We start from the raw sequence: 11,824 nt of genomic DNA on the forward strand, positions 1-11,824 counted from the left end.
GGCTCGAATCCTTTCTGGGGAGACGGACTTGCTACCTGAGAATCCCCCCAGGCGCTGTCTCACCGATGCTGTCAAAGAATAAATGGACCTACCGGGCGCGTTCGCGCCGGGGCTGGGGTTGAACCATGCGGAAGGGCTCCGCGCAAGGTGGCACCCGCCACACCCGCCGCGCGGAGACAGCTCAGCGGCCACGTCGGCCCGCCTCGCCCGGGTCGGAATCTTCTGGGGACGCCTGCCCGGCCTGCGGTTCGTCGGTCGGGTCGGTGCCCGCGTCCAGCGCGTCCCACAGCACGCGCTCGGACAGCTGAGGTGCCGACCGGTCGTCCGGAGACTGCGCGCGCCGCTGCGTGACCTCGGCCGTGGCGGCGGCGCGCCGGAAGACCGGGTTGTCGTACTTGCCGGACAGCCGCGCCGTCTCGGCGGGCATGCGGGCCAGCAGGGCGCCGGCGCCGAACGCGGCGATCGCGCCGAGCAGCGCGAGCACGGCGGGGAACGCCGAGGTGGTCGCCGTCTCGACCTGCGCGCGCGCCGGGAGCTCCGCGAGCTTCGCGGCCCGCTCGGCGGTCTTGCCGGAATCGGTCAGCAACGCGAACGCGGGTACCGCGGCCACCGCGGCGACCAACGCGATCAGCACGCCGACCACGCGACGCAACCAGCCCTTGGTGGCCAGCACGGCCGCGATCGAGGCGAGCAGGACCAGCGCCAGCGGTGTCAGCGCGCCGAACCACACGCCGCCGTTCAGATGATCGGTGCGGGGCTGGGTCAGACCGTCCGACGAGGTGACCGTCACCCAGGTCATCCGGGACGACGCCCACAGCGCGGCGGCGGCGAGGGCGAGCAACGCCACTGGAGCGACGGGGTAGTTGCGGCGCGAATGGCCTTCCGCGCTCGCCGATCCGGCCGAGCCGTCGGCCGCTGGAACGGCTTGTGGCCCCGCGGTGTCCGGGGTCGGTTCTCGCGCTCGGTCCGGTTCGTCTCCGGGATGGGCAGCCGTCATCGCGTGCCGCCGTCCGCCGCGCCGGGTTCCGTGCCGTAGGCCCGCACCGTTCCGGCCGCCGCGATCGCCTTGAGCACCGCCATCGCCTTGTTGCGGGACTCCACGTCCTCGTACTCCGGGTCAGAGTCCGCGACGATGCCCGCGCCCGCCTGCACGTAGGCCGTGCCGTCCTTCAGCAGCGCGGTGCGGATGGCGATGGCGGTGTCGGCGTCACCGGCGAAGTCCAGGTACCCGACGACGCCGCCGTAGACGCCGCGCCGGGTCGGCTCGAGTTCCTCGATCAGTTCCATCGCGCGCACCTTGGGAGCGCCGGACAGGGTGCCCGCCGGGAAGCACGCCCGCACCGCGTCCAGCGCGATCCGTCCGGGCGCCAACCGGCCCGACACCGTCGACACGAGGTGCATGACATGGCTGTAGCGCTCGATGTGCCGGTACTCGGTGACCCGCACGGTGCCCGGCTCGCACACCCGGCCCAGGTCGTTGCGGCCGAGGTCGACGAGCATGAGGTGCTCGGCGTTCTCCTTCTCGTCGGCGAGCAGGCCCTTCTCCAGCAGCAGGTCCTCCTCCTCGGTGCCGCCGCGCCAGCGGGTGCCCGCGATCGGATGTGTCGTCGCCACACCGTCTTTCACGGTCACCAGTGATTCCGGACTGGAGCCGACGATGGAGAACGCGGTGCCGCCAGCGCCGTCCGGGATGTGCAGCAGGTACATGTAGGGGCTCGGATTCGACGCGCGCAGCATCCGGTACAGATCGATCGGCGCACCGTCGTAATCCATCTCGAAACGCTGGGACAGCACCACCTGGAACGCTTCGCCCGCCTCGATCTCCTTGACCAGGCGGCGCACGCCCGCGCCGAACTCCTCGGTGGTGCGCTTGCGCCGGTATCGCGGCTCGGGCCGGTCGAACACCGACACGGTGGAGTCGGCGGGCGCGCCGAGCGCGGCGGTCATCCGGTCCAGGCGGGCCACCGCGTCGTCGTAGGCCTCGTCGACGCGCTCGGCGGTGCCGTTCCAGTTCACCGCGTTGGCGATCAGCGTGATCGCGCCCTCGTGGTGGTCGAACGCGGCCAGGTCGGTGGCGAGCAGCAGCACCATCTCCGGCAGTCGCAGATCGTCCAGCGCCAGGGCGGGCAGCCGCTCGATCCGGCGCACCGCGTCGTAGCCGAGGTAGCCGACCATGCCGCCGGTCAGCGGCGGCAGCCCGGGCAGCCGCTCGGTGCGCAGCAGCTCCAGCGTCTCGCGCAACGCGACCAGCGGATCGCCGCCGGAGGGCGCGTCGGCCGGGACATTGCCCAGCCAGGCCGCCTCGCCGTCCACGACGGTCAGCGCCGAGGGGCTGCCCGCGCCGATGAACGACCAGCGCGACCACGACCGGCCGTTCTCCGCGGACTCGAACAGGAAGGTGCCCGCCCGGTCGGCCGCGAGTTTGCGGTAGGCCGACAGCGGAGTCTCCGAGTCCGCCAGTACCTTTCGGGTGACCGGGACCACCCGGTGCTCCGCGGCCAGCTGATGGAACTGCTCGCGGGTCGTGGTGGTGGGAGTGGACGCGCCTGCCATGTACTCATCATCCCAGGCCGGACCGACCGGCGATTGAGCGGTGCCGCCGACGCGGCGACCCGGCGCGACAAACCCGACAAATCAGGTCGACCGTCCGGTTCCCACGCGGTCGCCGAAGGTGTGGCGAGGCTCACTACACTCGCGGCGTTCCACGTCGCATGCGGTATCCATCTCGAGAGGAGACAACTGATGTACCCCTCGCAATCGGTAGCGCCCGAGGGTTCTCGGCACATCCCGAACCACAGCGTCCCGCGCCCGCACGCCCCGCGCACCGGGGGCACGAGTCATCCGGCCTACCAGCAAAGCGCCCCGGCCAACGCGCTCGCGTCCTTCGTCACCTACGTCAAAGCACTGGAGTCCCTCGACAAGAACCGCTTCCCCGACGAATACGCCGTCCACAGCGACCGCATCAAAGAGCTGAGGCCGTTCCTGCGGGCCCACGGCATCCTCGATGTGATGGCGATCAAGAACCCTGAGGTGGCGGCGCTCATCGGCGCGTAGCCGCCCTGCCCCTCGGCTCGTGCCCGATGACCGGCGCCGCGATCGGATCGCGGACAGCGCACGGCGGGCACGAGCACCAGGTCCGGCGCGCACGAAATACCCGATTCGACCGACCGCGCGGTAGTGTTCCCGGGTATGCAGCAAGGACAGCTCGCCCCTGATTTCGAGCTTCCCGATCAATCCGGCACTCCCCGCTCGCTCGACGCGCTGCTGGCGGACGGCCCTCTGGTCCTCTTCTTCTATCCCGCGGCGAACACGCCCGTCTGCACGGCCGAGGCCTGTCACTTCCGTGACCTCTCCGCCGAATTCGCCGCACTCGGCGCCACCTGTGTCGGCATCAGCACCGACAACGTGGACACCCAGGCCGGGTTCGCCGAGAAACAGCGCCTCGGCTACCCGTTGCTCTCCGACGCCGACGGCGCCGTCGCCGCGAAGTTCGGCGTCAAGCGCGGGCTGCTGGGCAAACTCGCACCGGTGAAGCGGCAAACGTTCGTCATCGACACCGACCGCACCATCCACAAGATCATCACCGGCGAGCTGCGCGCCGCCGTCCACGCCGACGAAGCGCTGAACTACCTGCGCAACCGGTAGACGAGCGCTGTCGGGCAAGCCCTTCGCATGGCCACAGACAGCGAAGGCCGGAGGTACGTAAAGAGCGCACGGCCGCAGCGAACGCGGAGGTACGTAAAGAGCGCACGGCCGCAGCGAACGCGGAGGTACGCACAGAGCGCGCGCCGTGACCGCTTCCCGATGACGGCGCGGCCTAGGCTGGACGCATGACTTCGACCGACGTGCAGCCGGGCGAGCGCAAACCCGCGGCAGCCGTCTGGCGCACGCGGATCATCGTCGGCGCGGCGATTCTCGCGGTGCTGGTCGTCTCGTACTTCGTCCTGTCCGCGTTCGTCCCGCGCTGGTGGGCGCAGCGGGTCGGGTCGATGGTGCACGGAAGCTTCGCCAAGGGCATCGGCTGGGGGCTGTTCTACGGCGGATTCTGCACCGTCGTCACGCTTTTCCTGCTGCTGTTCGCCGTGCTGGTGTGGCGGCGTAAGGCAGGCAGGTTCCTGGCCGGAGCGGCCGCGGTGGTCGCGATCCTGTGCGCCATCCCCAACCTGATGACGCTGACCATCGTGCTGGGCAGCAGCAGTGCCGCCCACGCGGGTCAGCGGATCTTGGATGTCGACGCGCCCGCCTTCCGTGGCGCCGCGCTCACGGGCGCCGTCATCGCGACGCTGTTGTTCCTCGTCGCCGTGGCGCTGTTGCTGCTGCGCAGGTGGCGGCGCACCCACCCAGCGAAACCGAAGGCCGAGGACACGCCGCCGCGCCACGTGTGAGTGAACTCACGTCATGCGGCATCTTTATGACGGTCGAGCGAAGTCGTGGCAAACTCAATGTCGCGGGTGACTGTGCACAAGATTTTCGACAATCACTAGGACAACGAACAAAACCACGTCACTTGGCTTGAAAGAAGGCACACAGTGACGAAGTGGCTCGACCCGGTCGAACAACGCGCGTGGCGTGCGATCGTGGCGCTGATGACGCGGCTGCCAGGAGCCCTGGACACCCAGCTGCAGCGCGAGTCCGGCGTGACGCATTTCGAGTACTGGGTACTGACGCTGTTGTCGGAGGAACCGGGCCATCGCCTGCAGATGAGTGAGCTTGCCCACAAGGCAAATGCATCGCTATCGCGATTGTCGCATGTGGTGTCCAAATTGGAGCGCATGGGCTGGGCACAGCGTTCGGCGACGGCGGGGCGGCGCGGCGTGCACGCGGTACTCACCGACGACGGGTACCTGAAGGTCGTCGAGGCCGCACCCGGATATCTGGAAGCCGTGCGGCACTTGGTCTTCGACGGCTTGGACGAGGCGCAGAAGGCACAGGTCGCCGAACTCGGCGAACTGCTGGCCGAGCGGCTGACCGACGCACTCGACCGGCTCGGCGAACTCACGCCCGCGAGCCGGGACGACCAGCAACCGAACGGCTCCTGAACGTACCTCCGCCTTCACTGCGACCATGCGCGGGCTGAGGACGAACGACGTCCGACAGCGCCGATTCAGGATCGCGCGGCCAGGAGCACGTCCGAGTCGAAGCAGGTGTGCGTGCCGGTGTGGCAGGCCGCGCCTTCTTGGTCGACGATCAGCAGGATCGTGTCGCCGTCGCAGTCGAGTCGTACTTCGTGCACGTACTGGGTGTGGCCGGAAGTCTCCCCCTTGACCCAGTACTGCCGACGGGAACGCGAATAGTACGTGGCCTTACGGGTTTCCAGCGTGCGCGCCAGCGCCTCGTCGTCCATCCACGCGACCATCAGCACGTCACCGGTGGCGCGTTCCTGCGCGACGGCCGAGATCAATCCGGCGTCATTGCGCTTGAGACGGGCGGCGATGGCGGGGTCGAGACTCATAGCACCGTTATAACAGGGGCGCCCGCGACCGAGCGCGCCCGGAGTGCACGATCAGCCCACCTGGGAGCGCTGGAGTTCGCCGAGCACCGCCCAGGTGCGCCGCTGGTCCTCCGGGGTGGTCAGATCGGTCTGCGAGAACACGACCTCCGTCGCGCCCGCCGCGAAGTACTCCGCGACGCGGGCCGCGATCAGGTCCTCGTCGCCGATCACCACGAGTTCCGCCGCCCGCGAGGCACCGGACAGCTCGATCACCCGCGCATAGGAGGGGATGTCGTCGTAGAACGTCGTCTGGGCCGCGGCGGCCGCACGGGCGGCATCGAGGTCGGCGGTGATCACGCCGGGCACCAGGACGGTGATCCGGGGTGCGGGCCGCCCGGCCCGCTCGGCCGCGGCGGTGAGCGGTGCGACGATGTGCTCGGCCAGCGCCTTCGGGCCGACCAGGAAGGGCAGGGTGCCGTCGGCCAGCTCACCCGTGACGCGCAGGGCCTGCGGGCCCATGGCGGCCACCAGGATCGGCGCCGGCGGGTGTGCGCCGGCCACCCCGGCGGGCAGCGGCGTGGCGGCGGTGAGCGTCTCGCCGTGGAAGTCCACCGTGCCGGTGTGCAACACGGTGCGCAGCGCGGTGAGAAACTCGCGCAGCCGGGTGATCGGCCGGTCGAAGGATCCGCCGAAGACCGGGTCGGCGAGGAATTTCGCGCCCAGACCGAGCCCGAGGGTGAACCGGCCGCCGGTGGCCGCCTGCGCGGTCTGCGCCTGGCTGGAGATCAGCAGCGGATGACGCGCCGTGATCGGCACCGCGGACGTGCCGACCGTGAGTCCCGGCACGGCGCGGCCGACGATCCCGGCCAGCGCGATGGCGTCGTAGCTGAGCGTCTGGCCGAACCACACGGACGACACTCCGGCGGCGAGCGCCGACTCACCCAGCGACACCGCCGTGTCCACGGCGTTGCCGGGGGCGTCGAGGGCGAACGGCGACAGCGCGATTCCGATGGTCATGCCCGATGCAACCGCGCCGCTTCGACCCGCCTTCCTGGTCGGCGAATTTCCGCCAGTCGCTACCGGACGACGATCTTCTCCGCCCGCATCGAATCCTTGACCTGGCCGATGGTCAGATCGCCGAAGTGGAACACGCTGGCCGCGAGCACCGCGTCGGCGCCCGCGTGCACCGCAGGGGCGAAGTGCTCGACCGCGCCGGCGCCGCCGCTGGCGATCACCGGGACGGTGACCGCCGCCCGCACGGCACGGATCATCGACAGGTCGAAACCGGCCTTGGTGCCATCGGCGTCCATGGAATTGAGCAGGATCTCGCCGACACCGAGTTCGGCGCCGCGCACGGCCCATTCGACGGCGTCGATGCCGGTGCCGCGTTTGCCGCCGTGGGTGGTCACCTCCCACCCGGAGGGGGTGTCGGGTTGCCCCTGCGGCACGGTGCGCGCGTCCACCGAAAGCACGATGCACTGGGAGCCGAATCGCTCCGACATCTCGCGCAGCACCTCCGGCCGCGCGATCGCGGCGGTGTTCACCGAGACCTTGTCCGCGCCCGCGCGCAGCAGGCGGTCCACGTCCTCGACCGTGCGCACCCCGCCGCCCACGGTGAGCGGGATGAAGATCTGCTCGGCGGTGCGGGTCACCACGTCGATCATGGTGCCGCGGTCGCCGGTGGAGGCGGTCACGTCGAGGAAGGTCAGCTCGTCGGCGCCCTGCGCGTCGTAGAGCGCGGCCAGTTCGACGGGATCACCCGCGTCCCGCAGGTTCTCGAAGTTGACGCCCTTCACCACGCGTCCCGCGTCGACGTCCAGACACGGGATCACCCGTACGGCCAACGTCATTGCCTCACCCTTTCTCCGCGGCCGCCGGATCGGCGACCGTGCAGATCATGTCGAGCAGTTCCTCGTGCACGCCGGGCGCGGCCGCGAGCACGGAGCCGGAGGCGATGGTCCACGGCTCGCCCACCAGGTCGGTGACCACTCCGCCCGCCGCGCGCACCAGCGCGACGCCCGCCGCGTTGTCCCAGGGATGGTGCCCGAACACGATCGCGCCGCCGAGCACGCCCGAGGCGGTGAACGCCAGATCGATGCCGGTCGAGCCGTGCATGCGCACCCGGGAGGACAGCCTGCTCAGCGGGCCGAGCAGGTCGAAGCGGAACTGGCCGGGGATGCGGCCGTGCGAGTCGACGTTGAACGCGCCGAAACCGATCATCGCCTCGGCCAGCTTGCCGCGCGGCAGCGGCGGCAGCGGTCGCCCGTCCAGCAGCACTGGGCCTCCGGTCATGGCGGCGTAGCGGCGGTCGAGCAGCGGCAGCCAGGTCAGCCCGAGCACCGGCTCGCCGTCGCGAACCAGCGCGAGCAACATGCCGGAGAGCGGATGCCCGGACGAGTAGTTGAAGGTGCCGTCGATCGGGTCGAGCACCCATGCGGTGCCCGAGGTGAGTTGCGGTCCGCCGAACTCCTCACCATGCACCTCGATGCCGGTGCGTCTGCGCAGTTCGGCGGAGACGGTGCGTTCCAGTTCCAAGTCCAGCTCGGTGGCGAAGTCGTTGCGGCCCTTGGCGACCGCGCTCGGCGCGCCGATGCCCTCGATGAACCGCGGGCGCACCGAGTCCAGGATCTCGCTCGCCTCCGCGAGCAGTGCCGACAGCTCCTGGGTCATCTCACCGCGGCCAGCGCCTCGGGCAGGGTGAACCGGCCCGCGTAGAGCGCCTTGCCGACGATCGACCCCTCGACGCCTTCCGGCACCAGTTCGGCGATCGCGACCAGGTCCGCGATGGTGGAGACGCCGCCGGAGGCGATCACCGGGGCGTCGGTGGCCGCGCAGACCTCGCGCAGCAGGTCCAGGTTCGGGCCGGTGAGCGTGCCGTCCTTGGTCACGTCGGTCACCACGTAGCGCGAGCAGCCGTCGCGCTCCAAGCGCTCGAGCACCTCCCACAGGTCGCCGCCGTCGCTCACCCAGCCGCGTCCGCGCAACCGGTGTTCGCCGTCGACGATGCGCACGTCGAGGCCGACGGCGATGCGCTCGCCGTGGCGGGCGATGGCCTTCGCGCACCAGACCGGGTCCTCCAACGCGGCGGTACCGAGGTTGACCCGGGCGCAACCGGTGCTCAGGGCCGCTTCCAGGCTCTCGTCGTCGCGGATGCCTCCGGACAGTTCCACCTTGACGTCGAGCTCCCCGACGACGCCCGCGAGCAGTTCCCGGTTCGAGCCGCGCCCGAAGGCCGCGTCCAGGTCGACCAGGTGCACCCATTCCGCGCCGGCTTCCTGCCAGGCCAGCGCCGCCTCACGAGGCGAGCCGTAGCTGGTTTCGCTTCCGGCTTCTCCTTGCACGAGGCGCACGGCCTCTCCGTTGGCGACATCGACGGCGGGTAGCAGCACAAGACTCACGAGAGCAGCCTAGTGGTTACCCGGCCGCGTCCGAGTGCAGGGCCTGGGCGGATGGGAGCTCGATCACGGATTCGGGCCGATCGACGCGAGCCGGTGGCCGCCGGTGTGCGACCCAGCCTGGCGGGTACCCCGCGGACCTTCACCTGCGCGACGCCCACGCGGCCACCTCGCCAAAATTTGTTGGCTACGCCCACAATCTGTTAAGTTGGCGTAGCCAATGTTGGAATCACCAACGTTATCCTGAAAGGTGCGTTCGATGCGCAAAGTCCGGCTCGCCCTCCCCCTGCTGACCCTCCCGCTGGCCGCACTCACCGCCGCCTGCGCCTCGGCCACCGCGACGCCGACGGCGGAGGTGCGCGAACTGCTGGACCGCGGGCAGATCACCGCGTTGGTCGACCGGCTCGGTCGCGCCCTGGACGAGGGACGATTCGACGACCTGCGGACGATCTACACCCCCGACGCGACCGCGAAGACACCCGGCGGCACGGCCGAGGGCCGCGACGCGCTGATCGCCCAGGCGAGCCGCAACCATGGCGAACATCTGCGCATCCAGCACGTCATCGGCAATGTGCTGATCGACCTGCGCGGCGACACGGCGGAGGTGCGGGCCAATCTGATCGCCACCTTCGCGCTCGCCGCCTCCGACGGCACACCTCCGCAGCCGGTCTACACCCTCGGCGAGGTCTACCGCTTCGACGCGATCCGCACCGGCGAAGGGTGGCGTCTGTCCCGGGTGCAGACGACCCCGATCTGGTCCACCGGCACGCGCCCGTGATCAGGGGCGCGTCGAACACGCGAGAGCGGTTCCGGGCCGCAGCGGCGAGCACGGCCGTCACCACGGCCGCCGCGATCCGCGCACCCCGGTCGACCTGGACCTCCCTTCGCCGTCCGTTCGATCTCGGTGAGCGTGCGCGTGCTCCGGCGGTCGAACAGGATCCAGCCCCGCGGTCACGAATAGCGCCGAGTTACTGCCGCCCGGTCCGGTGGCGCGGGCGACACCGTGCCCGCGATCAGGGCGCAGCGTCGGCGCTGCGCCGAGGTGAGGTCCCCGCCGGGGACGGTGCTCGCGAATCGCTCGATGGTTTCAGGGGAGCCGGGATGTCGTGATCCGCCGCGAGATCGCCGCGATCCCCAGTGGCGCGGGCGGTATCGTCTCCGCTCGGCGATCACCCCCGGTCGCCGCTTCCATTTCGCACCGAGGAAGTGCATGTCACGATCCAAAATCGCTGCCGCCCTGTCTCTTTCGGCAGCTGCCTGCTCCGCGGCCTTCGTCGCCGCTCCCGCCGCCACCGCCGCCCCGCCCGAGGAGGCGCGGCTGGCGGGATGCGAATTCGGTTCCGCCGCGGCGACCTACGACTACGCGCGGTTCGGCGACCACGCGCGGCGGATGCTCGACCTCAGCACCGGGGAATTCCGGACCGAGTTCGAGAACTTCCGCGCCAACATCCAGTCGAGCGCGGAGGCCGCGCACATCCGCGCCGAGGCCAACTCGGCCGATTGCCGCATCGTCTCGGGTGACGACAACCGGGCCGAGGTGGACGTCGACGTGGTACGGACGGTGACCAGCGACGAGACCGACGGTCTCCCGCAGACCAGCCGCATGTCGATGACCGTGACGGTGGACCGGGTCGACGGGCGCTGGCTGGTCAGCAAGGTCAGGAAGCACTGACCGGACGGCTGGTCTCGCGCGCTCCGTGCGCGGGACCGGCCTACAGCGCGTTCACCCAGTTGCGCAGCAGGTGTGCACCCGCGTCACCGGACTTCTCCGGGTGGAACTGGGTCGCCGACAGCGCACCGTTCTCCACCGCCGCCAGGAACGGCACTCCGTGCTCGGCCCAGGTCAGCTTGGGTGCGGCGAAGTGCTCGCTGGGCGGCAGATCCCACGTCTGGGCGGCGTAGGAGTGCACGAAGTAGAACCGGGTGTCGGCGTCGAGGCCCGCGAACAGCACGCTGTCGGACGGGGCGGAGACGGTGTTCCACCCCATGTGCGGCAGCACCGGCGCGGACAGCCGTTCGACCGTGCCGGGCCATTCGGCGCACCCGTCGGTCTCCTCGCCGAACTCGACGCCGCGCTCGAACAGGATCTGCATGCCGACGCAGATGCCGAGCACCGGCCGCCCGCCTGCCAGCCGCTGACCGATCAGGCGCTCGCCCCGCACCCCGCGCAGTCCCGCCATGCACGCGGCGAACGCTCCGACGCCGGGCACGACCAGGCCGTCGGCCGCCAGCACCGCTTCGGGGTCGGCGGTCACCTCCACCCGCGCGCCCGCCCTCGCCAGCGCCCGTTCGGCGGAGTGCAGGTTTCCGGAGCCGTAGTCGAGCAGGGCCACGGACTTGCCGCTCACAGGGTTCCCTTCGTCGACGGAATCCCGCTCACCCGGGGATCGAGTTCCACCGCGGTGCGCAGCGCACGCGCCACCGCCTTGAACTCGGCCTCGGTGACGTGGTGCTGGTCGCGGCCGTAGAGCACCCGCACGTGCAGCGCGATGCGCGCGTTCAGCGCGATCGACTCGAAGACGTGGCGGTTGAGCACCGTTGAGTACGGCGCGCCGGGCCCGGAACCGGGAATCACCGTGTGCAGCAGGTGATCCGGCTCCCCGGTGTGCACGCAGTAGGGGCGGCCGGACACGTCGACCGCGGCGTGCGCCAGCGTCTCGTCCATCGGGATGTAGGCGTCGCCGAACCGGCGGATGCCCGCCTTGTCGCCCAACGCCTTGCCCAGTGCCTGACCGAACACGATCGCGGTGTCCTCGACCGTGTGATGCGCCTCGATCTCGATGTCGCCCTCCGCGCGCACGGTCAGGTCGAAGCTCGCGTGCGCGCCGAGCGCGGTCAGCATGTGGTCGTAGAAGGGGACGCCGGTGGCGATCTCGGTCTTGCCGGTGCCGTCGAGATCCAGCTCGACCACGATGCTGGATTCCTTGGTGACCCGCTCCACCCGGGCGGTCCTACTCATGCTCACGTCCAATCGAATTGTCGCCTAGGGATGTCCGGC

General features: G+C 70.4%; 15 protein-coding genes. 6 read left to right on the forward strand and 9 right to left on the reverse strand.

The genetic code is table 11. The features are described 5' to 3' along the window. Nucleotides 1-181: 181 nt before the first annotated feature. On the reverse strand, nucleotides 182-997 hold the full coding sequence (locus ABZW96_RS26175) for a TIGR02234 family membrane protein (protein ID WP_355078260.1): 816 nt from the start codon (nucleotides 995-997) through the stop codon (nucleotides 182-184). Then, nucleotides 994-2,553, reverse strand: coding sequence for an anthranilate synthase component I (locus ABZW96_RS26180; RefSeq protein WP_355078261.1), 1,560 nt, complete (start codon nucleotides 2,551-2,553; stop codon nucleotides 994-996). The genes ABZW96_RS26175 and ABZW96_RS26180 overlap by 4 nt, the downstream gene beginning before the upstream one ends. Nucleotides 2,554-2,742: 189 nt before the next feature. Here ABZW96_RS26180 and ABZW96_RS26185 point away from each other — a divergent pair, with 189 nt between their 5' ends. The 4 genes from ABZW96_RS26185 to ABZW96_RS26200 all read left to right on the forward strand — a co-directional run bounded on the left by ABZW96_RS26185 (nucleotide 2,743) and on the right by ABZW96_RS26200 (nucleotide 5,039). Continuing rightward, nucleotides 2,743-3,054 (forward strand): hypothetical protein, encoded by a 312-nt coding sequence (locus ABZW96_RS26185; protein ID WP_355078262.1) that lies wholly within the window; start codon nucleotides 2,743-2,745, stop codon nucleotides 3,052-3,054. Between the two features lie 135 nt (nucleotides 3,055-3,189). Further along, nucleotides 3,190-3,645, forward strand: a complete 456-nt coding sequence (locus tag ABZW96_RS26190) for a peroxiredoxin (RefSeq protein ID WP_355078263.1) — start codon at nucleotides 3,190-3,192, stop codon at nucleotides 3,643-3,645. A gap of 185 nt (nucleotides 3,646-3,830) precedes the next feature. Next, the gene (locus ABZW96_RS26195) at nucleotides 3,831-4,385 is read left to right on the forward strand and encodes a permease (protein ID WP_355078264.1); all 555 of its coding nucleotides are present in this window, start codon (nucleotides 3,831-3,833) and stop codon (nucleotides 4,383-4,385) included. Nucleotides 4,386-4,586: 201 nt separating this feature from the next. Then, entirely contained in the window at nucleotides 4,587-5,039 is a 453-nt protein-coding gene (locus ABZW96_RS26200; RefSeq protein ID WP_355078348.1) for a MarR family transcriptional regulator, read from the forward strand. Nucleotides 5,040-5,104: 65 nt separating this feature from the next. On the opposite strand, the gene hisI is transcribed toward ABZW96_RS26200, so the two are convergent. The 5 genes from hisI to priA are packed head-to-tail and all read right to left on the reverse strand — an operon-like array spanning nucleotide 5,105 to nucleotide 8,829. Beyond that, complete coding sequence (gene hisI / locus ABZW96_RS26205) at nucleotides 5,105-5,452, reverse strand: phosphoribosyl-AMP cyclohydrolase (RefSeq protein WP_355078265.1); 348 nt, start codon at nucleotides 5,450-5,452, stop codon at nucleotides 5,105-5,107. 51 nt (nucleotides 5,453-5,503) lie between these two features. Beyond that, nucleotides 5,504-6,448: a TIGR03564 family F420-dependent LLM class oxidoreductase gene (locus tag ABZW96_RS26210; protein WP_355078266.1), complete on the reverse strand. Its 945-nt coding sequence runs from the start codon at nucleotides 6,446-6,448 to the stop codon at nucleotides 5,504-5,506. A gap of 59 nt (nucleotides 6,449-6,507) precedes the next feature. Further along, nucleotides 6,508-7,281, reverse strand: coding sequence for an imidazole glycerol phosphate synthase subunit HisF (gene hisF, locus ABZW96_RS26215; protein WP_355078267.1), 774 nt, complete (start codon nucleotides 7,279-7,281; stop codon nucleotides 6,508-6,510). A 4-nt stretch (nucleotides 7,282-7,285) separates the two neighbouring features. Beyond that, nucleotides 7,286-8,101: an inositol monophosphatase gene (locus ABZW96_RS26220; RefSeq protein WP_355078268.1), complete on the reverse strand. Its 816-nt coding sequence runs from the start codon at nucleotides 8,099-8,101 to the stop codon at nucleotides 7,286-7,288. Next, the gene (priA, locus tag ABZW96_RS26225) at nucleotides 8,098-8,829 is read right to left on the reverse strand and encodes a bifunctional 1-(5-phosphoribosyl)-5-((5-phosphoribosylamino)methylideneamino)imidazole-4-carboxamide isomerase/phosphoribosylanthranilate isomerase PriA (protein WP_355078269.1); all 732 of its coding nucleotides are present in this window, start codon (nucleotides 8,827-8,829) and stop codon (nucleotides 8,098-8,100) included. The genes ABZW96_RS26220 and priA overlap by 4 nt, the downstream gene beginning before the upstream one ends. Before the next feature lie 256 nt (nucleotides 8,830-9,085). On the opposite strand from priA, the gene ABZW96_RS26230 reads away from it, so the two are divergent. Together ABZW96_RS26230 and ABZW96_RS26235 are read left to right on the forward strand one after the other, a co-directional pair. After that, nucleotides 9,086-9,604, forward strand: coding sequence for a nuclear transport factor 2 family protein (locus tag ABZW96_RS26230; protein ID WP_355078270.1), 519 nt, complete (start codon nucleotides 9,086-9,088; stop codon nucleotides 9,602-9,604). 432 nt (nucleotides 9,605-10,036) lie between these two features. Next, nucleotides 10,037-10,498 (forward strand): hypothetical protein, encoded by a 462-nt coding sequence (locus tag ABZW96_RS26235; protein WP_355078271.1) that lies wholly within the window; start codon nucleotides 10,037-10,039, stop codon nucleotides 10,496-10,498. A 40-nt stretch (nucleotides 10,499-10,538) separates the two neighbouring features. On the opposite strand, the gene hisH is transcribed toward ABZW96_RS26235, so the two are convergent. Together hisH and hisB are read right to left on the reverse strand one after the other, a co-directional pair. After that, nucleotides 10,539-11,174, reverse strand: a complete 636-nt coding sequence (hisH, locus tag ABZW96_RS26240; RefSeq protein WP_355078272.1) for an imidazole glycerol phosphate synthase subunit HisH — start codon at nucleotides 11,172-11,174, stop codon at nucleotides 10,539-10,541. Next, nucleotides 11,171-11,785, reverse strand: coding sequence for an imidazoleglycerol-phosphate dehydratase HisB (hisB, locus tag ABZW96_RS26245; RefSeq protein WP_039797249.1), 615 nt, complete (start codon nucleotides 11,783-11,785; stop codon nucleotides 11,171-11,173). The genes hisH and hisB overlap by 4 nt, the downstream gene beginning before the upstream one ends. Nucleotides 11,786-11,824 lie beyond the last annotated feature (39 nt).

The organism is Nocardia sp. NPDC004168, from assembly GCF_040610355.1.
Taxonomy (GTDB): Bacteria; Actinomycetota; Actinomycetes; order Mycobacteriales; family Mycobacteriaceae; genus Nocardia; species Nocardia sichangensis.